Source organism: Methylosinus sporium, assembly GCF_003113265.1.
Classification (GTDB): domain Bacteria; phylum Pseudomonadota; class Alphaproteobacteria; order Rhizobiales; family Beijerinckiaceae; genus Methylosinus; species Methylosinus sporium.
Genome location: NZ_PUIV01000001.1, coordinates 166,832 through 187,128 on the forward strand (window position 1 = coordinate 166,832; position 20,297 = coordinate 187,128).

At 65.5% G+C, this 20,297-nt stretch carries 16 protein-coding genes and 1 pseudogene; 2 read left to right on the forward strand and 15 right to left on the reverse strand.

Translation table 11 applies throughout. The features are described 5' to 3' along the window. Nucleotides 1–3: 3 nt before the first annotated feature. The 5 genes from C5689_RS00805 to C5689_RS00825 form a co-directional block, all read right to left on the reverse strand. Nucleotides 4–615 (reverse strand): LptA/OstA family protein, encoded by a 612-nt coding sequence (locus tag C5689_RS00805; protein ID WP_108915364.1) that lies wholly within the window; start codon nt 613–615, stop codon nt 4–6. Then, nucleotides 612–1,313, reverse strand: a complete 702-nt coding sequence (gene lptC, locus C5689_RS00810; RefSeq protein ID WP_108915365.1) for an LPS export ABC transporter periplasmic protein LptC — start codon at nt 1,311–1,313, stop codon at nt 612–614. Before lptC ends, C5689_RS00805 begins: the two co-directional genes overlap by 4 nt. A gap of 56 nt (nt 1,314–1,369) precedes the next feature. After that, complete coding sequence (locus C5689_RS00815) at nt 1,370–1,984, reverse strand: ribonuclease D (RefSeq protein WP_108915366.1); 615 nt, start codon at nt 1,982–1,984, stop codon at nt 1,370–1,372. 80 nt (nt 1,985–2,064) lie between these two features. Beyond that, a complete protein-coding gene (locus tag C5689_RS00820) occupies nt 2,065–2,538 on the reverse strand; it encodes a CYTH domain-containing protein (protein WP_108915367.1) in 474 nt (157 codons plus the stop codon). 19 nt (nt 2,539–2,557) lie between these two features. Then, nucleotides 2,558–3,151, reverse strand: coding sequence for a hypothetical protein (locus tag C5689_RS00825; protein ID WP_108915368.1), 594 nt, complete (start codon nt 3,149–3,151; stop codon nt 2,558–2,560). A 234-nt stretch (nt 3,152–3,385) separates the two neighbouring features. Here C5689_RS00825 and C5689_RS00830 point away from each other — a divergent pair, with 234 nt between their 5' ends. Continuing rightward, complete coding sequence (locus C5689_RS00830; protein ID WP_108915369.1) at nt 3,386–5,611, forward strand: O-linked N-acetylglucosamine transferase, SPINDLY family protein; 2,226 nt, start codon at nt 3,386–3,388, stop codon at nt 5,609–5,611. A 100-nt stretch (nt 5,612–5,711) separates the two neighbouring features. Then, complete coding sequence (gene ftsH / locus C5689_RS00835; protein WP_108915370.1) at nt 5,712–7,607, forward strand: ATP-dependent zinc metalloprotease FtsH; 1,896 nt, start codon at nt 5,712–5,714, stop codon at nt 7,605–7,607. An 800-nt stretch (nt 7,608–8,407) separates the two neighbouring features. On the opposite strand, the gene C5689_RS18740 is transcribed toward ftsH, so the two are convergent. The 10 genes and pseudogenes from C5689_RS18740 to C5689_RS00880 form a co-directional block, all read right to left on the reverse strand. Further along, nucleotides 8,408–9,301, reverse strand: a complete 894-nt coding sequence (locus C5689_RS18740) for an efflux RND transporter periplasmic adaptor subunit (protein ID WP_244594537.1) — start codon at nt 9,299–9,301, stop codon at nt 8,408–8,410. Between the two features lie 87 nt (nt 9,302–9,388). Next, nucleotides 9,389–11,680: pseudogene (locus C5689_RS00840) on the reverse strand (heavy metal translocating P-type ATPase); the annotation flags it as partial. Between the two features lie 832 nt (nt 11,681–12,512). Beyond that, on the reverse strand, nt 12,513–13,256 hold the full coding sequence (locus tag C5689_RS00845; protein WP_108915372.1) for a cytochrome b/b6 domain-containing protein: 744 nt from the start codon (nt 13,254–13,256) through the stop codon (nt 12,513–12,515). A gap of 28 nt (nt 13,257–13,284) precedes the next feature. After that, complete coding sequence (locus tag C5689_RS00850; RefSeq protein ID WP_108915373.1) at nt 13,285–13,776, reverse strand: c-type cytochrome; 492 nt, start codon at nt 13,774–13,776, stop codon at nt 13,285–13,287. Between the two features lie 29 nt (nt 13,777–13,805). Continuing rightward, complete coding sequence (locus C5689_RS00855; protein WP_108915374.1) at nt 13,806–14,360, reverse strand: peroxiredoxin; 555 nt, start codon at nt 14,358–14,360, stop codon at nt 13,806–13,808. A gap of 7 nt (nt 14,361–14,367) precedes the next feature. Further along, on the reverse strand, nt 14,368–14,931 hold the full coding sequence (locus tag C5689_RS00860) for a rhodanese-like domain-containing protein (RefSeq protein ID WP_244594519.1): 564 nt from the start codon (nt 14,929–14,931) through the stop codon (nt 14,368–14,370). Nucleotides 14,932–14,947: 16 nt separating this feature from the next. After that, nucleotides 14,948–15,838, reverse strand: a complete 891-nt coding sequence (locus tag C5689_RS00865; RefSeq protein ID WP_108915376.1) for a dienelactone hydrolase family protein — start codon at nt 15,836–15,838, stop codon at nt 14,948–14,950. A 16-nt stretch (nt 15,839–15,854) separates the two neighbouring features. Continuing rightward, nucleotides 15,855–16,268 (reverse strand): hypothetical protein, encoded by a 414-nt coding sequence (locus C5689_RS00870; protein WP_108915377.1) that lies wholly within the window; start codon nt 16,266–16,268, stop codon nt 15,855–15,857. A 75-nt stretch (nt 16,269–16,343) separates the two neighbouring features. Further along, a complete protein-coding gene (locus C5689_RS00875) occupies nt 16,344–17,801 on the reverse strand; it encodes a DUF1501 domain-containing protein (protein WP_108915378.1) in 1,458 nt (485 codons plus the stop codon). A 17-nt stretch (nt 17,802–17,818) separates the two neighbouring features. After that, a complete protein-coding gene (locus C5689_RS00880) occupies nt 17,819–20,146 on the reverse strand; it encodes a DUF1549 and DUF1553 domain-containing protein (RefSeq protein ID WP_108915379.1) in 2,328 nt (775 codons plus the stop codon). Between the last annotated feature and the right edge of the window lie 151 nt (nt 20,147–20,297).

Genomic DNA, 20,297 nt, shown 5'->3' on the forward strand with positions numbered 1-20,297 from the left:
GGCTCAGTCGGCGCGGCGCTCCGCGGCGGGGGCCGACTCTTTTTTCTCCTTCTTCTCGCCCTTGGCCTCGCCGGGCGTGAAGATGCTGCGCACGCGCTGGCCGGGCTTTTCGATCACCGTCGCCTGGCCTGTCGAGGTGTCGTAGATGAGCTTGTCGCCTTTCACGACGCTGTCGCCCTGCGTGAGCGTCACATTGCCGATGAGATAGACCTTATTGTCGTTGCGGTCGTAGCTGCCGCGGTCGCCGGTTCCGATCTGGTCCTTGGAGACGAGCGTCACCGGCCCTTCCGCGTCGATGTGGCGAACGCGGTCGCTGCCGCCATTGCCCTCCTGGCCCTGCTGCGCCTTGTCCAGCAGCAGAATGAGGCGAGAGGCCTTCAGCGTGGACGGGCCGTTCACGACGACGACGCCGCCCGAATAGACGAGCTTCTGCTCCTTGTCGAAATAGTCGAGCTTGCCCGCATCTATGTCGACCGGATCCTTGGCGCTGGAGCCGGGGAGAATGCCGCCGGAGCGGCCTTTGGCGGCGATTGGCGAAGCGGCCAGAAGCGCGGCCATGGCGACGGGGAGGACAATGACTTTGAGGGAGCCGATTTTCATGGAGACGATTTTCATGGAGACGATCCTTGCGCCGCGCCGGTCTCCGCGTCGTCGTCGCCGGGCAGCGTCGTATGCACGGCGCCGGAAAATGTCGCGCGCCGCTCGTTCTGCGAGAATTCGACCGATCGCGCCGTCACGATCGATTTGTCCAACGTCAGCCTCGTGGGCTGGTCCGAGGTGACGATATTGCCGCGAAAGTCGATGACGGCGGCGTCGGTGCGCAAGTCGTAATGCTTGCCGTCATAGAGATGGGCGCCGCCGGAGAGATTGGCGCGGTCCTTCTTGGCGTCATAGAGGCCTTTTTCCGCCGTCAGCACGACGTTGGACTCGTTGTCGCTCTGTATGCGCACTTCGAGCTGCTCCAGCTCGAACACATCGGGCTTGGCGATATCCTGCACGCCGGTGCGGGCGCGCAGCTCATAGGGGCGGCCGTCCTTGCGATAGCCGACGAGCTTGGGGCTCTCTATGGTGATGCGCGTGCCCTCTGTGGCGATGCGCGAAAAGCGCAGATCGGCCGGCAGAAAGCGCAGCGAATGGAAGGCGACGCCCACGGCCACGGCGGCGATGATCGCGCCGCTGCCCCACAGCAGCCAGCGCCGCAGCCGGGCGACGCGCTGCGAATGGCGCCGCGCCTGCGGAATGGCGTCGCGGCGCGGGGCGATGATAGAGGCGAGCCGATCGCGTCTATCGGTCGGCGGCGATGCGTCGTTCATTCGGTCCCTGCTCGAGGTCCGCGAGATAACGCCGGCCGCATGGCGAATTCGAGGCGTCATTCATGCGAGAAAATATCTGTCTCCGGCCAGCCCGCGAGATCGAGCCGCGCGCGCGTCGGCAGAAAGTCGAAGCAGCGGGCGGCGAGATCGACGCGCCCCTCGCGGGCCAGCGTGGCGTCGAGCTTCTCGCGCAGCGCGTGGAGATAGAGCACGTCGGAGGCCGCATAGGCGAGCTGGGCGTCCGAGAGCGTCGCCGCGCCCCAGTCGGAGGATTGCTGCTGCTTGGAGATTTCCACGCCGAGCAATTCGCGCACGAGATCCTTCAGCCCATGCCGATCCGTATAGGTGCGGGTGAGCTTGGAGACGATCTTGGTGCAATAGACGGGCTCCGCCATCACGCCGAAGGTCTTGGCCAGAATAGCGATGTCGAAGCGCGCGAAATGAAAGAGCTTCAGCACTTTCGGGTCGGCCAGCAGACGCGTCAGATTGGGCGCGGCGGTCTGGCCCGGGGCGATGCGCACGAGATCGGCGTCGCCGTTCCCGCCGGAGAGCTGGACGAGGCAGAGCCGGTCGCGATGCGGATTGAGGCCGAGCGTTTCCGTATCGATGGCGACGACGGGGCCGAGATCGGCGCCGTCCGGCAGGTCGCCCGAATGCAGGCGGATGGTCATGGCTTTTGATTCGCTTTCTCGAGGGAGAGCGAGCTTTAGCCGATTTCCGGGGGTTTTGTCGAAGCGGGGCGGCCCGCGGCCTATGGCGCGTCCCAATAGCCGAAGGGCCGTTTGGACAATTCCGAGTTGAAATAGCGCGGATCGCCCGAGACTTCGCGGCCGAGCCAACCGGGGCGGTCGAAAATCTCCTCTTCCGAGCCGAGCTCGATCTCGGCGACGATCAGACCGTCATTCTCGCCCTGGAACACGTCGACAGTCCAGATATGGCCGCCGAATACCTCCTCATAGCGCGTCTTCTCGATGAGCGGGCGCTCGCAGAGGCGATCGAGCATGAGCTGCGCATCCTCGACGGGAATGGGATATTCGAATTCCGAGCGGGTGACGTTGGACGTGCGGCCCTTGATCGTCAGAAAGGCGGCGCCGCCGGCGGTGCGCACGCGCACCACGCGATCCTCGACGCGCGAGAGATAGCCCTGGCGAAAGGCGACGCCGTCGTTGCGCGGCCGCCACAGCTCGCGCGTCACCAGAAATTTTCGCTCGATCTCCACGCCCATCCCATCCTCCTCGTCGTGATCAGCTCGCCAGAGCGGCGGCGCGTTCGACGCCTTTGGGAAAATTCACATTGACCCGCGGATCGGCGTCGAGCGCGTCGAGCGCTTCGGCGAGCCGCCGCTCGTCCGCGCTCTCCAGCGCGACGCTCTCCATCGGCGCGGGGCCGATCTGCAATCGCACGAATTCGGCCGGGCAATCGTGAAAGGAAAAGCGCAGACGCGATTTTCGCACCGCGACGGCGCGCAGAGCGGGGCAAGGGGCGACGACCTCCTCGAGAAAATGCGCCTCGTCGTAGGCGCTGCGATCGAGACGGCTCGGCGGCAGCGCCAGAGCGGCGGCGGCCGCCGCGAGGCGCTCCGCCGTCAGCGGAAACGCCGCTCTGAAAGCCGGCTCCCATAATTCCAATCCGTCGTCGACGCGCAGCAGACGCTTCACCTCGAGCGCCGCGTCGCGAATCTTGGCCGAATGCGGCGTCAGCGCGTTCAGCAGATAGATTTCGTCGCTGCGGCGCGGCGGGCTCGTCGGCGAGCCGAGCCTGGCCTCCAGCGCCGCGAGATCGGCGCCGAAGATGCGCCATTCCCAGCGGGGAGCCGCATTCGGCTGGAGCGCGTCCATTGGACCTCTCACTCTCACGGCGAGCGCCGCCGGCGAACGACCTACCGAGGCTTGCAATGTCGCCTCGCGTCGCCAACGACATGTAGCGCGGCGCGCGGCGCAGAGCATGGCGCATTCATTCGCGTTTCAGAAACACGCCGAACAAGCTGGCGCAACAGCTATGGCCGAGATAGAGCAAAGATTGCGATCCTGCCCGATTCGGGCGCGACCGACGCGGGACGATTCGCGACGCTCATGAACGATGTTACGCCGGATTCGGCTTTTCGAGAGGCGCGCGCGCGCCATGAGGCGGGCGAGGTCGAGGAAGCGGCCGCGCTCTATCGCGGCGTTCTCGCTTCGCATCCGAGACATGCCGACAGTTTGCATCTTCTCGGTCTGCTCGAGGTGGAGCGCGGCGCGATGGAGGCCGGCCTCTGCTTGATCGACGAGGCGATGGCGATCGCCCCGGGCCATGCGATCTATCACCATAGCCGCGCGCTCGCGCTGCGCTCGCTCGGGCGGCGCGACGAGGCGGTGGAGGATTATCGCGCCGCCGTGGCGCTGCGTCCGGGCTCGGGCGAGCTGCATTGCAATCTCGCCATCGCGCTGACCGAGCTCGGCCGCCGCGCGGAAGCCGCCGTGCATTACGCCGAGGCCGCGCACTGCGCGCCGGACCGGCCGGAAATCTGGTACAATCTCGCCAATGCGCTGGCCGAGATCGGACCGGCCGCGCAGGCGGAAGCGGCATTTCTGCGCGCCATAGAGCTCGAGCCGCGGCTCGTCGAGGCGCAAGGCAATTTCGGCGCCTGGCTGATGCGGCGCGGACGCTGGAGCGAAGCGGCGACGCGGCTCTCGATCGCCGTTCGTCTCGCGCCCGGCGACGCCGCTTATTGGAACAATCTCGCCGTCGTGCTGCAAGAGCTCGGCCGCCATACGGAAGCGATCGTCTGCTATGAGAGCGCGCTCGCGCTGAAGCCCGACCTGTCCGACGCGCATTATAATCTCGGCTGCCTGCTGCATCTCGAGGGACGCACGGATCACGCGGTCGCGCGTCATCGCGCCGCGATCGCGGCCGATCCGCGTCACGGCGGCGCGCGCATCGCGCTCGCAATGGCCGAGCTGCCGATCCTCTATGACACGCAGGAGGAGATCGCCCTGCGCCGCGCGCGCTATGCGCAAGCGCTCGATCGTCTCGCCGAATCTTCACAGGATGCGGAGATCGCCGCCGCGCTCGCGCCGGCGATCGGCGCGACGCAGCCCTTCTTCCTTCCCTATCAGGGCGAAGACGATCGAAAATTGCAGACGCTCTATGGCGAATTCGCCTGCCGCGTTCTGGCGCGGGCCTATCCCGCGGCGCCGCTCGCCGCGCCGCCGGCGGCCGGCGAGCGCATACGCGTCGGCATAGTGAGCGGCTTCTTCTGCCGTCACACGGTTTTTCGTCTCTTTCTCGAGAGCTGGATCGCCGAGCTCGACAGCGCGCGCTTCGAGCTCATCGGCTTTCATACGGGCAAGACCGAGGACGCCGACACGATTCGCGCCGCGCAGGCCTGCGAGCATTTTCCGCGCGAGCCTTCGACGCCGGAAGGCTGGCGCGACGCCATCGTCGCCGCCGCTCCGCATGTTCTGCTCTATCCCGAGATCGGCATGGATCCCGTGTCCGGCTGGCTGGCGGCGCAGCGTCTCGCGCCCGTGCAATGCATGGCCTGGGGCCAGCCGGAGACGAGCGGACTGTCGACGATCGATTATTTTCTGTCGAGCGCGCTGATGGAGCCGGACGGCGCCGAACGCTTCTATACGGAGCGCCTGGCGCCTATGCCCAATCTCGGCCTGCATTATACAGCGGAGACGCTCGCGCCGCAAAAGCTCGACCGCACGCTCTTCGGCGCGGAGCCCTATGCGCCGATCTTCTTCTCGGGACAGGCGCTCTACAAATATCTGCCCTGCTACGACGCCGTCTTTCCGCGCATCGCCGCCGCGGTCGGTCCGTGCAAATTCCTCTTCATCGCCTTCGCCAAGAGCGAGGCGGTGACGGCGGCGTTTCGCGCGCGGATGGAGCGCGTCTTCGCCGCGGCGGGGCTCCGTGCGGACGACCATTGCGTGATCCTGCCGCAAATGCCGCAGGAGCTGTTCATCGCGGCCGCGGCCGCTTCCGACCTCATTCTCGACACGCCCGGCTGGTCGGGCGGCCGCTCGACGCTCGACCTGCTCGGCGCCGATCGCCCGATCGTGACGCTGCCGGGCGATTTCATGCGCGGGCGCCATACGGCGGCGATATTGCGCCGCATCGGCTGCGAGGAGACGATCGCCTCTTCGCTCGACGATTATGTCGAGATCGCCGTGCGCCTGGGACGCGACCGCGCCGCGCGCGCTTCGCTCGCCGGCTTCGTCGCCGCGAACAAGCACAGGGCTTTCGAGGATATGGATTACATCCATGCGCTCGAGGATTTCCTCGAGGCCGCGGCGCGCGGGCGCCTCGTCTGAGCGTGCGGTCGTCGCGGAGTGGATAAGCTCGCGTCGGCGCCTATATGTAAACGGCTCGCCTCTCCGTGCGAGCCACATAGAGCGACGACGAGGCCCGACGATGGAGAAGCCCCCGAAAGACAAGGCTTGGTCTTTTCACATCGCCTATTTTCTTCTGGCGCTGACCGGCGTGCTCATATTGCAGCAGATGTGGACAGTCTATCGCCAGACCGAGGTGGTTCCCTATAGCGAGTTCCAGACCCTTCTGCGCGACAGCAAGATCGCCTCGGTCGAGGTCGGCGCCGACATCATGCGCGCGACTCTGAAGGAGCCGATGAAGGATGGCCGCAAGCAGATCGTCGCCGTGCGCGTGCCGACCGACGTAGCCGCGGAGCTGGAGGCGGCGAAGGTTCAATATTCCGGCGTCGTCGAAAACACATGGGTTTCGACTCTGCTCTCCTGGGTCGTGCCGATCGCGCTGTTTTTTCTCGTCTGGAGCTATTTGTCGCGCCGCATGACGCAAGGTCTCGGCTCGGTCATGCAGATCGGCCAGAGCCGCGCCAAGATTTTCGTCGAGACGGATGTGAAGGTCGGCTTCGCCGATGTCGCCGGAGTCGAGGAGGCGAAGGAGGAATTGCAGGAGATCGTCGCTTTTCTCAAAGACCCCAAGACCTATGGGCGTCTCGGGGCGCGCGTTCCCAAAGGCATTCTTCTCGTCGGCCCGCCCGGCACCGGCAAGACCCTGCTCGCCCGCGCCGTGGCGGGCGAGGCGGGCGTGCCCTTCTTCTCCATCACCGGCTCGGAATTCGTGGAGATGTTCGTCGGCGTCGGCGCCGCGCGCGTGCGCGATCTCTTCACGCAGGCGCGCGCCTCCGCGCCTTGCATCATCTTCATCGACGAATTGGATGCGCTCGGCCGCGCGCGCGGAATCTCCGGCCTTTCCGGCGGGCATGACGAGAAGGAGCAGACGCTCAATCAATTGCTCGCCGAATTGGACGGATTCGATCCTTCTTCCGGCGTCGTGCTGCTCGCCGCCACCAATCGGCCCGAGGTGCTCGATCCGGCGCTGCTGCGCGCCGGGCGCTTCGATCGGCAGATTTCTGTCGATCGGCCGGACAAGATCGGCCGCGCCGCGATTCTCGGGGTGCATTTGCGCAAGATCAAGCTCGGCGCCGATGTCGATCCCGCGCAGATTGCGGCGATGACGCCGGGCTTCACCGGCGCCGATCTCGCCAATCTCGTCAATGAGGCGGCGACATTGGCGACGCGGCGGCGCGCGGTCTCGGTGACGTTGGACGACTTCACTTCTGCGATCGAGCGCGTGATCGCGGGGCCGGAGAAGCGCAATCGCCTGCTGCATCCGCGCGAGCGGCGCATCGTCGCCTATCACGAGATGGGCCATGCGATCGTCGCCATGGCGCTGCCGGATATGGACCCGATCAAGAAGGTCTCGATCATTCCGCGCGGCATGGGCGCGCTCGGCTATACGATGCAAATGCCGACCGAGGACCGCTATCTGATGACGCGCTCGGAGCTGATGAATCGCATGACGGTTCTGCTCGGCGGCCGCGCGGCGGAGATGAATGTCTTCCACGAGGCGACGACCGGCGCCGCCGATGATCTGCAACGCGCCACCGAAATGGCCCGCTCCATGGCGACGCGCTACGGCATGGAGCCCGCGGTCGGTCAGGCCTCCTATATCGCCGAGCGTCCGCGCTATCTCGACATCGGCGATCTCGGCCAGCGCTCTGAGGCGAGCGAGGAGACCAGCGCCCGCATCGACCGCGCCGTGCGGGAGCTGGTGAACGACGCTTTCATCCGCGCGACTGGGATTTTGAAGGCGTGCGCGAGCATTCATGAGGAGTCGGCGAAGCGGCTGCTCGATAAGGAGACCTTTTCGGAGGAGGAGTTGGAGCCGATCCGCGCGGAGGTGGAAGCGAGCCTGAAGACTCGCGGTCCGATCCGCTCCCCGGACCGCGAGCCTTCAGGCTCGCTTTCCGTGACGAGCGGCGAGTGACCGCTTTCCTCGGAGCCGTCTCCCGTTCCGCCATCCGCTTCCTGGCGTCGCCTGCGTAGGCGGGCATGGCTGCTGGCGTCCAAGCTGAGGATCGTAGAGGAAGCGAGCGGGGGCGACACCTCTTCAGCCGCGATTTTTTCTCGCTCTCGCGCCAATCCATTTCGCTGCGCGCGAGCGGCCTTCCGCTTCCGTCTCGCGGCGGCGGGACGGCCGATCGTCCTCGGCCGCTGGGCCGGGGCGCCTGCTCGCTTCGTCGACTCGGACTTCCGCACCGATGAATTCGCTGCAGCGACGAGTATGGATGGCGGTTTCTCGTCCCGCTTTTGCCATGTCTCGCCCTTGCCGCTCTTCGATCGCGACTTTGCATCGACGACGCCCGATCGGCGTCCGCTCGTTAGCCGCCTCTCGTACCTTCGCGCCATTTACATGATCTACGCCGTCGATGACAGTGACAGCACTGTCGAAAGAGTCACAGCCGTTACGGAAGGTCCTCGTTCAGGTCGAGGATATCGAAATGTCGGCGACCGCGCAGACCATCGCGGCCTATGTCGAACGCGCCGCCGGGCTCAGAAGGCGGGGCGTTTTCGGCGCCAGGACCGCATGAGGGCGTTCGCCAATCTCCGGCTAGTGGCCCGAGCATCTAAAGCGAAGGGTATAGGCGCTCGAGTTTGACGCGCGCGGCGCCGCGGCGACGAAAAAGCTCCGGCGCTGCGGCGTCCGGCGTCGAGCCCGCCGCAGCGGAAATCGACCTGCGCCCCGAGCTCGAGAAGAATGGAGCGAGACAGCGGCGCCAGGCGTCGTCATTCGATGGGACGTGGTTCGACGCCGCTCGGATGATGAAATGATGGCGCGTTTTTTTCCGGCTCGATGGTGATGGTCGCGGTCATTTCTGGTTCGAGCAGCAAGTCCGCATTGGGAGCTTCGAGAACGATTCTATATGAAGCGGCTTTGGCGGCGCCGGGCGCCAGCCTGGAGATTTGCGTCACTTGTCCGGAGAAGACGCGTTTCGGGAGAGACGCGACGACGAAGGTCGCGAGACTTCCGATTCTCACCTCTCCTATCTCGTCCGCTTCATGCACGATCGCGTCGATCTTCACGACGCCAGGGTCGGTGGAGACGAGGAAAAGCGCCTTGTGCGCGTCGCCGACCGTTTGTCCGACCTCCGCGTCACGCGCGACCACCGTTCCCGCGACCGGCGCCGCGATCTTCGTTCGGGCGAGATCGTCTTCCGCTGCGCGCAGAGCCGCGCGGCTCGAGGCGTAGGACTCTTCCTCCGCCGCCACGCGTCGCTGCGCCGCTTCGAGCATCGCCATAAAACGGGCCTTCGGCCGGCCGCTTTCGATCTGCTTCCTCACGCGCGCCAGATGGGCCTTCGCCTGCTCGAGCCGGCGTGTCGCCGAGGCGAGATCGGCCTCGCTCTGCGAGGCGATGGTCCGATACGGCCCAGGATCGATCTCGGCGCAGATCTGGCCCGCCACGACCTTGGTTCCACGATCGCAATAGACCGCTTCGATCCTTCCCGAAATGCGCGTCTCGATCGGCGTCGTGCCGATCGCCGCGACGACGCCTTCCGCCGTCACCGACGGCGAACGAAAGGGGCTCCCCCACCTGCCATAGAGCCAGGCGCTTCCCAGCAAGATCGCGAGCGCGAGCGCGCCGAGCGCCAGCCGTCGGCGCCATCTCGCGCCGCGCATCGCGTCCGAGACCCGGTCGAGCGCCGACGCCGCTCCTTCGGTTCTCGCGCGTTCGATAGTCCGAGCTCGCTCCCGACCGAGCGGCGGCGAAGCCGCCTGCTCGTAAATGTCCTCCTCCTGCGCATTGTGCAGGCGCGCCAGAGCTTCGATCGACTCGATGATGCGCTGTCCGTCGCGGATCGCATATTTGTCGGGCTCATTGTCGCGCAGTCCGTCCGACAGGCGCGTCAGGAGCCTCGCCTGGTGACGAATCTCGCGATGGGCGCGACTCATGGCGCCGAGCGCCGCGCCGTCCGGAAGAAAGCTCGAAATGCGCGGATAGATGGCGCTCTCGTCCTCGCGCTCATGCGCGAGGATCGTCTCGCCGACGAGCCGATCGGCCTCGAGGATATAATCGGCCGCGCGCTGCGGCGGCGCCTCGTCCAATGCGTCGGCGATCTGCCGCAGGCGATCGAGACACGCTGTGATTTCTTCATGGCCCTTCCGCAAGGCGCGCGCGGCGGTCTCCGGCATCGGCGTTCGGCCAGCGGCGACGCCGGGGCCGAGCGCGCGCAGCGCATTGAGGATCACGGCGATGTCGATCGCCTCCTGGATCAGCGCTCCGGCGACCGGGGTCACGAAACCGAAAGCGGCGGCGGTCATCGTCACGCCGGACAGCGTCATCCCGACCACTATGCTTTGAAGTGCGATGGCGCGGGTGCGGCGCGCGATGGCCACCGCCTCCGGCACGCTGTCGATGCGATCGACGAGAATGACGACGTCGGCGGCCTCCGAGGAGGCGCTGGCGCCGCGCGCGCCCATGGCGACCCCGACATCGGCGGCAGCCAAAGCGGGGGCGTCATTGATTCCGTCGCCGACCATCAGCGTCGGCGCGAGCCGCTGCTCCATCGCGACCGCGTCGACCTTATCGGAGGGGACTCTGTCGGCGAGCACGGCGTCGAGATCGAGAGCCGCCGCGATCGTTTCGGCCGCGTCCGGCCGGTCGCCGGTCACCATGACGATCTTCGCGACGCCAATGTCGCGAAGGGCGCGAACCGCGCGCGGCGCTTCGCGGCGAAGCTCGTCGGCGAGCAGCAGGGCGGCGATGGGCTGTCCGTCCACGGATATGAAGACCGTGAGCGCGGAGCGCCAGGAGGCGCGACGCGCGGCGCGGGCCGCCCAGTCCGCGACGGGCGCCCCCTGGTGAACGAATGAAAGGGAGCCGACGCGCAGCGCAGCGCCTTCGACCTCGCCTGCGATTCCCGTCCCGAGCGTCTCGCGGACATTGCGCGGAAGCTGCAGCGCGAGGCCCCGCTGCGTCGCGGCGGAGACGATGGCGGCGGCGACCACATGATGAGACGCCTGCTCGAGCGAGGCGGCGAGCCGCAGCGCTTCATCTTGGGCCTCGTCCGGGGCCGTCTCGATCGCGACGAGCCGCGCGCCGCCGACCGTCAGCGTCCCGGTCTTGTCGAACATGACTGTGCGGGTTCGCGCGAGCGCCTCCAGAGGCCCGCCCCCTTTGATCAATATGCCGCGCCGCGCAGCCTGAGAGGCGCCCGCGATGAAAGCCGCCGGCGCGGCGAGGATCAAAGGACAGGGCGTCGCCGCGACGAGCACCGCCAGGCCGCGAACCGGGTCATGCGAGAGCGCCCAGGCGGCGCCAGCGACCAGGAGCGCGGTGGGCAAGAGCAGCAAGGCGTAGCGATCCGCCATCCGCATGAAGGGGGCCTTGGCGCTCTGCGCCGCCGTCACCAGGGCGACGATGCCGGCGTAAGTGCTCTCCCCGGCCAGAGCGGAGGCCTGCATCTCGAAGGCTTCGCCGGCGTTCACGGTTCCGCTCAGCACGGCTTCGCCGGCGTGGCGAAGGACCGGCAGAGGCTCGCCCGTCACCGCCGATTCGTCGAGCGAAGCTTCTGAGCTGGCGATCTGGCCATCGACCGGGACGACCTCGCCGGCGCGGACCAGCAGCATGTCGCCGACCCGGATCGCATCGAGGGGGACGTCCTCGATCTCTTGCGCGACGCGCCGATGGGCGGAGCGAGGAGCGCGATCGACCAGCGATCTCAAATCGCGCTCGGCGCGCCCGACGGCGAGATCCTCCAGCACATTGCCGCCCGCATACATGACGGCGACGATCACGCCGGCCAGCGCCTCGCCGAGCGCCAAGGCCGCCGCCATGGACAGAAAGGCGATGGCGTCGACGCCGGTGCGCCCGGCGCGAAGGTCACGAATGATCGCGATAGCGAGGCTCGCTGCAACTGGGACCGCGCCCGCGGCCCAGATCCAGCGCGCGAAGCCGGGCGATCCGATGAAAGCGACGACGAGGCCCGCCATCAAAGATGCGAGGGAGAATAGGATCAGGGCTCGGCGCCAGAACCGTTCTTTCGCTGTCGGACTCATTCTGTCCACGCCGAAACGTCGCGACGGACCCGCGCGCGGATCGCCGAATAGATCGGCTCGACCGAAAGCACGAGCCGATCCGAAGGCCGCCGCAGCTGCGAATCCGCCCACGATCAAGGTCTGAAAGGCGGCTCGCGCACGACCCACCCGGTTGAAATATCCTTTTGCAACTCGGAACGCCAATAAGGCAACGCCTGTCGCGAAGATCGAGCTTCGCAGCGCCGCCTCGAGCCGCCGCTTCTGCATCGGAAATTCTAGACAGACGCAGCAGACGCTCGGCGAAAGTCGCAGCCCCTACTACGGAGCTCGACAATGACCATTTCGATGCTTCAATGAGGTCCGGGCGGTGAAATCCGGAAAGGCCGCTCCTTCGTAGCGAGCGGATTCGAAAGCCCGAAGACCTTCGATCGCGAGCGGTCGTCAAATCCGCTCGTCGGTCGCGGCAGAGGCGCCGTCCAGATTGCTTCACGATGGAAAATATCCATTCAGAAACGACCTCTTGACGCTTTGCGAGCGCTGCCCGGCAAATTCGTCGAGCCGGAGTCCTCGCACCGCCTTCGGCAGCTTAGCGCGATGCGGCTCGAATGACTATGGCGCGTCGCTCGATCGGCGCGACTGTCTTGCCGCGCATCTGCCCGTCCGTCGCGACGCACAGAGTGGCTCCGCACGCGCAATGGCCGAGTCGGAACTCGGCGCTTTGTCCTCGCAATGTCTCGCTCGTCGCATTGCAGACAAAGCCGCGCTCCTCACGCAGGTCGAAGCCCGGGTCGCCGATCGAAACAAACGCAACGCCAAAGCCGATTGGCGGTTCACAACAAACGACGCGCTACGCTCAAAACCCATCGCTCCCGGCGCCGGCGACAGGCGTGAGCGAGGTCAGCGCGGCGAGCGCGAGCGCGACGAGCAGCAGCAATAGCGCCGCGAGCGGCAGGCGAGAGCTCGTGATCTCATCCTTCGGATGGACGGATTCGGCGCGCTTATAGCCGGTGATCATGGCGCGCACGAGGTTTTCGCGCTTCACCGCCAGATAGGCGATCACCGCCGCGACATGAATGAAAACCGCGGCCGCCAGCACATAGAAACCCCTCTTGTGCAGCGAGGTGAGCAGAAGGCTCGTCTCCTTGCTCACCGCGCCGGCGAAGGGGCCGACATTGAAAATCTCGTCATTGGCGAACAGCCCCATCGTCGCCTGCGCCAATAGGCCGAGCAGCAGAGCGACGACCATCAGCGCGCCGAGCGGATTGTGCCCGGGGTAGAGCGGCGCCTCGTTACGCAAAAGGCGTCGCCCATAGAGCCACGCCTCTCGCGGATGCCGCAGAAAGCTCGCGAATCGCGCGTGCTCGGCGCCGAACAGGCCCCAGAGCGCGCGAAAGACGACGAGCGTGAGGACGGCGTAGCCGAATCGCACATGCCAATCGAACCAGGCGACGCCGAGCCTGTTGGTCACATAGGCGCCGATGAAGGAGACGACGAGCGACCAGTGGAACAGCCGCACCGGCAGATCCCACACCAGCCGCCGTTCTTTCGAATGCGCGGCCGCCCCTGTGTCGGGCGGCCTGTCGATTACTGCTGTCATTCGTCTCGCCGCGCTGTCGCGTTCGGGCTCACTTCGCCTTGTAGGAGTCGTGACAGCCCTTGCAGTCCTGGCCGAGGTTCGCCACCGCGGTCTTGAAGGCTTCGGTCGCGCCTTTCTCCTTGGCGACCGTCTCCGCGAAAATGCGGGCGTCGTCCTTGAATTTGGCGAGCTTCTTGTCGAAATCCGCCTTCTCTTTCCAGACCTCCGGCTTCGCCTTGCTGTCCGGCTCGCCGACATTGGAAATCTCGGGGAAGGATTCGTCGAGAAACTCTGCGAGATAAGCGATGCGCGCGGCGCGCTTCTTCGCCTCGGCCTCGTCATAGGGGGCGTTGCCCCTGGCGACTGCGCCGAACCAGCGGAAGAAATTGCCGACGAGCGTGAATTCCGCCTTGCGATTCTCGACCGCGATTTTCGCCGGAGAGGGGCCGGGCGCCTGCGCATCGGCCGTGCTTATCGCAACGCAAGCGGCGACGAGCGCGCCGCCGACGAGCGCGCGCGCGGAATTGAAATGCCGACTCATATTCGTCCCTTTATGCAGAGGTTGGACTTTCAGTGCTTGTGGCTGTCCCGCCATTGTCGCACGAATTGCAGCGTTTGTGAGACATGCTCGAGCGGATCGGCGCTCACAAAGGTCGAGCCGATCTTGCCGTCCGGCGTCACGACATAGGAGATGCGGTCCGAGACCGCGGCGCCATTCTGCGCCGGGCGGTCGCGCTTGGCGTCATAGGCGTCGATGATGGAGAAATTCGGGTCCGCGGCGACGGGGAATTTGTCGCGGCACTCCTTGGTGGAGAATTCGCGCTGCGTCGCGATCGAATCGGCGGAAACGCCGATCAGCGATGCGCCGGCCGCGGCGAAATTGTCGTAATTTTCGGCGAACTCATGCGCTTCTATAGTGCAGCCGCGCGTGAAGGATTTGGGGTAGAAATATAGGACCACGGGTCCTTTCTTCAGCGCCTCGGCCAAAGAGAAGACGAAGTCCTTTCCGCCGATCGCGGCCGGCGCGCTGAAATCGGGCGCGGCGGCGCCCGTCTTCAGAGCGGCAGAGGCGGGAGAAGCGGCGAACGCCGCCAGCATCGCCGAGACAATTGCAGATTTACGCATCTTCGCCTCACTTGGCGCTATTGGCCGGCGCCGCAGCGGCGGCCGTCGGCGCCGGGGGCTCGATCTTGGTCAGAACTCCGCCCTCGTCCTGATAGTCCCGCACGCCGATCGCACCGACGACATGATAGCCGAGCCCGGCGAGAATATCGCCCACGGCGCCGGCCCGATGCGCGCGATTGGAGACGGTGACGATCAGCCGGTCGCGCGGAATGAAGGAGAGATATTTCTGAATGTCTTTCGTCTGAATGCTCAGATAGGCGGGGAAGCCGCCGATCTTGGTCAGTTCGTCGGGCCGGCGAATGTCGAGAACCAGCAGCGTCTCCGGCTTCGCCAGCAGCGCGTCGAAGGCGGCGCGATTGAGGCGCAGCGTCTTATAGGTATAGGCCGGATCGTTCTGCGGCGTGACGGGCGCGGCGGCTGCAGGAGCAGCGGGCGCAAGAGCAGCAGGCGCTGAAGCGGCGGGCGCAGGAGCAGCGGGCGTCGCCGCCTGCTGCGCAAAGGCGCCGGCGGCGAATAGCGCCGTCGAGGCGGCGCCGAGCGCGAGGCCGAGGAAGAGCGTCGTGGCTTTCATAGCGTGTCCTATCCGGTCAGGCGCGCAGACGCGCGTTGAAGAAATCGACGGTGCGCTTCCAGGCGAGCTCGGCGGCCGCGGCGTCATAGCGCGGCGTCGTGTCATTGTTGAAGCCGTGCTGCACGCCCGGATAGACGAAGGCCTGATAATCGACGTGAGCGGCTTTCAGCGCCGTCTCATAGGCGGGCCAGCCGGCGTTGATGCGATCGTCGACGCCCGCATATTGGATGAGCAGCGGGGATTTGATCTTCGCGACCTCCTCGGCCGGCGGCTGCGCGCCATAGAAGGGAACGCCGGCGGCGAGGTCGGGCAATTTGGTGGCGAGGAAATTCACCACGCCGCCGCCATAGCAGAAGCCGACAGCGCCGACCTTGCCATTGCCGAGCGGGGAATTCTTCAGCGCGCCGAAGGCGGCGATGAAATCATTGCGCGTCTTCGGCTGATCGAGCTTTTGGAAGAGCTGGCGCGCCTGGTCCTCGTCGCCGGGATAGCCGCCGAGCGGCGCCAGCGCATCCGGCGCGAAGACGATGAAATCGGCGAGCGCGAGGCGGCGGGCGATATCCTCTATGTGCGGATTGAGACCGCGATTTTCGTGGATCACCAGCACCGCCGGCAATTTGCCCTGCGGCTTGGCGGGCTGCACGAAATAACCCTTCGCCACGCCATTGCCCTCCGGCGAGGGAACCTCGATCGTCTTGCCGATGATGCGCGGATCGTCCTTCTTGACCACTTCCGCCTCGGCGAAGCGCGGCTGCAGCTCCTCGAGGAAGGCCGTCGCGGCCGCGGCGCCGATGGCGAATGTCTTGGCGCCTTCGACGAAGCCGCGGCGATCGATGTCGCCATGCACGAAGAGATCGAAGAGTTTCAAAATTCCGGGCGGGAACTCGTTTGCGGTCTTACGCGTCATCGAAATTTCCTCTGGCTCAGCGTGCGAGACGGGGCTTGTAGATTTCATGGCAGGATTTGCAGACTTGCGTCGCCTCGCGCGCCGAGGCGGCGGCGGCTTCGAATTCGCCGATCTCGACCTTGGCGACGACATCGGCGACGAGGCGCGCGCCGTCGCGGGAGATCGCCACGGCGTCGTCCTTGCCGCGCTTGGCGAAATAGTCCTCCGTATAGCGAAATCCATCGAGCAGCACTTCCGCATCCTCTTTCGCCGCCTGCGCATTTTGCGCGGTGATGTCCGGCTCGAAATATTTGATGGTCTTTTCGAGATCGCGCATCAGATCGTCGTCGTAATCGCGCAGGTCCAGCGCCGCCAGCGCCGGCGTGGCGACGAGGATGGCGCAGAGCGCCGAACGTGTGAGGAAAATGCGATAGGCGGGATTGCGGCTCATGACGCTGCTTTGAAATCCTGCTCGAGGTTTTCGAATGCGGGGCGCGCCGGAGCCCCATGGCTCCGGCGCCTCTCGTCAGGCGAGAATGTCGTTCACGACCTTGCCATAGACGACCGTCGGACGCTCGGCGCGGCCGGCGCGCAGATAGATCGTCTTCAGATGATCGAGGCCGAGGAGCTGCAGCACAGTTGCGTGAAGGTCATAGGTGTCGACCGGATTCTCGACCGTCTTGAGGCCGAGCTCGTCGGTGCGGCCATAGGTGAGGCCATGCTTCAAGCCGCCGCCGGCGAGCCATTGCGTATAGCCCCACGGATTATGATCGCGCCCATCGCCGCTCTGGCCGTAGGGCGTGCGGCCGAATTCCGACGTCCACACGACGAGCGTGTCGTCGAGCAGGCCGCGCGACTGCAGATCGGCGAGCAGGCCGGCGACCGGCTTGTCGATCGCGCGCGCATGATTGCCGTGATTGCGCTCGAGCGCGCGATGCGCATCCCAGCTGGCGTCGTCGCCCTGGCCGAGCGCATTGATCGGGCCGGACACGACATGCACGAAGCGCACATTGCGTTCGACGAGACGACGGGCGCGCAGCAGCACCGTGCCCATGTTGACCGTCGCCTCATTGTCGAGGCCGTAGAGCGCCTTGGTGGCCTCGGTTTCCTTGGAGAGATCGACGGCCTCCGGCGCGGTGGCTTCCATGCGATAGGCGAGATCGTAGGAATTGGTCCGCGCCGCGAGCTCGCTGTCGTCGGGGCGCGCGGCGGAGCGAAGATCGTTGAGCCGATGCAGGAGGTCGAGGCTCTCGCGCTGCTGCTCCAGGCCGATCAGCTCCGGCGGCGCCTGATGCAATATCGGCTGCGCGCCGGGACGGAACGCCGTGCCTTGATAGACCGCCGGCAGAAATCCCGAGCTCCAATTGACCGAGCCGGCGCGCGGCTCGCGCTGGCCGCCATAGAGCACGACATAGGGCGGCAGATCGGGGTTCGCGGCGCCGAGCGCATAAGCCACCCAGGCGCCGAGCGAGGGACGGCCGGGGCTCAAATCGCCGGTGTTGAGCTTCAAGATCGAAATGTCGTGCGTGGCGCCGACAGTGACGCTGGATTTGACGAAGGTCAGCTTGTCGGCATGCTGGGCGAGATTGGGCAGGAGGTCGGAGAACCAGGCGCCGCTCTCGCCATATTGCTTCCAGCTGCGCTTGTTGGAGACGAAGAGCTTGCCGACGCCGCCCTGAGTCGAGGTCTTGATGCCCTCGAGGAAAGAGGCCGGAATGTCCTGCCCGGCGAGCCGCTCGAGTTCGGGCTTGTAGTCGTAGAGATCGAGCGTGCTCGGCGCGCCGTCCATATGCAGCCAGATGACCGATTTCACCTTGGCCGGGAAATGCGGCTGCTTGGCCGCCAGCGGATCGACGAAGCTCGCGGCGTTGGCCTGCGGAACGCCGAGCCAGCCGCCGCCGGGCATCATGCCGCCGACGGCGAAACCACCCACTCCATAGGCTGCGCTGCGCAGCCATTCGCGACGCGATGTCTCGATGAGCATTGTCTGCTCTCCCTGGTTCAGAAGCGATAGACGAAGTCGTTGCTGTTCACGACGGTGTGCACGAGATCGACGAAGGCCGACGCCCGCAGCGGATCGACGAAACGCGCTTTCGTCGTCACTGGAACGGCGAGCGACAATTTGCCGTTCTCCGCCTTGGCGGCGATCGTTTTTTGATGCTGGTCGAGGAAGGCGTTCAGCGCCTTCGTCTCCGCCTCGCTCGGCTTGCGGCCGAAGAGGACCAGATAGAGCCGCTCGATCTGCGCGCGCTCATTGTCGCCCGCCTCCTCGATCACCCGGCCCGCGAGCGCCTGCGACCATTGGAAGACGAGATCGCTGTTGTAGAGCGTCAACGCCTGCAGCGGCGTCGTCGTCACATCGCGCTTGCTGTGGATCTGCTGCGGATTCGCCATGTCGAAGGTTTCCAGCAGCGGATAGGGCAGGCTGCGCCGCGTGAAAATATAGAGACTGCGACGCACGTGATCCTGCGGGTCCTTCGAGGTCGTCCAGGAAGGATCCGTATTGTTGAAATTGCCGCTGCCGACGAGATTGGCGGGAATGGGCGGAAACACGCTCGGTCCGCCGACGCGCTCGTTCAGATGGCCGGACGCCAGCAGAATGGAATCGCGAATCTCTTCGGCCTCGAGACGCTTGCGTGGGAAGACGGCGAGCAGCTTGTTCTCGGGATCGGCCTTGGCGACATCCTCACGATAGTCGGAGGATTGACGATAAGTCGCCGAGAGCAGGATGGAGCGATGCAGCCGCTTCACGCTCCAGCCGTCCTTCACGAAAGTGAAGGCGAGATGATCGAGCAGCTCCTGATTGGCCGGCTTGTCGCCGGCCTTGCCGAAGTCACTGACCGTGCCGACGATTCCCTTGCCGAAATATTGGTTCCAAACACGATTGACGAAGACGCGGGCGGTGAGCGGGTTCTTCTCGCTCACCAGCCAATCGGCGAGCGCGGTGCGGCGGCCGGAGGAGGTCGCCGTCGGCTTTATGTCCGGCGTCTCGCTCGTCATCGCATCGGGGAAGGCGGGCTGCACCTCCTCGAGCGGCTTCTCGTGATTGCCGCCGAAGAAAATATAGGTGGGCGGCGCATCGCTATGGCCGAGCTCGGTGGCGGCGGTATAATTGAGCGAGCCCTTGTTCGAGCGCACATTCTGGAACTTGCGCAGCTCTTGCGTCAGCTTTTGATATTCGTCCGCCTTCTCGACGATCTCCTTGCTGTGCTCGGGCGCGCTCTTGTCATCGGCGGCATAACGCAGAAAGCCGGCGAGGGCGGCGTCGTTCGTCACCGAATCGAGACGGTGATTGACCCAGCGGTCCAATGCGGTCCATTGGTCCTTCGGCTTGAAGATCGATTCGCGGCTGTCGGTGAGATAGCGCTCCTTGTGATATTTGAGCGCCGCCTCGCGGACCGAGTCGATGATCTCCTTCTGCCGCGCGCGAATGGCCCTGGTCGCCTCGTTATAGACGGCCTGCTCCTTCTGGAATTCGGCTTCCACCTCGCCCTTCTTGGCCGGCAGCCGCTCGTCGAAAGCGGTGTTGGCGAAGAAGGCCTGCAGCGAGTAATAATCCTTCTGCGTGAACTTGTCGGTCTTGTGATTGTGGCAGCGCGCGCAGCCGACCGTCGTGCCGAGGATCGCCTGGCCGACCGTGTCCACTATATCCGTCGTGATCTGATATTTGCGCTGCACCAGATCGCGCGAATTGCTGTTGTCCGGATAGCCGGCGAGAAATCCGGTCGCGACCAGGGCCTCCTGATCGCCCGGCGCGATCTCGTCCGCCGCGATCTGCTCGCGGATGAATTGCGAATAGGGCTTGTCCGCGTTGAAGGCGCCGATCACATAATCGCGATAGCGAAACATGTTGAGGCGATTATTGTCGTTCTGGAAGCCGGCGCTGTCGGCGTAGCGCGCGAGATCGAGCCACAGCCGCGCCTGCCGTTCGCCGTAGCGCGGCGAAGCGAGCAGACGATCGACGAGCTTCTCATAGGCGTCGGGGCCGGCGTCGCTCTCGAAAGCCGCGACCTCTTCGGGCGTCGGAATGAGGCCCCAGGCGTCCAACGTCGCGCGGCGGATGAAAGTGGCGCGATCGGCCTCCGGCGACGGCGTCAGTTTGCGCGCTTCGATCTTCGCGAGCACGAAGGCGTCGAAGGACGAGCGCGCCCAATCCTTCTTTTGCACATCGGGCGCGAAGGGCTGATAGACCGGCTGCCACGCCCAATGCGGCTTGCTCGCGCGCGGCGAATCCTGGGCCGGAGCCTTCTGCTCCTCGGCGATCGCGAGGGCGGCCGCGGAGGCGCTCAACATCATTGCGATCACGGATCTTTTCAATGTCTTCGTCATGAGCCCGCAACCCTCGTTTCAAGACAGCCTATCGACTGCATGTGCTTTCGTAAGAGGTAGCCTCTGAATTCCGTGACATGCACGGCTTATTTCCGATGCTATAGGTGTAGTTTAAGCGGGGCGATTCATAAAGTCTACAAAAAAGACAGGA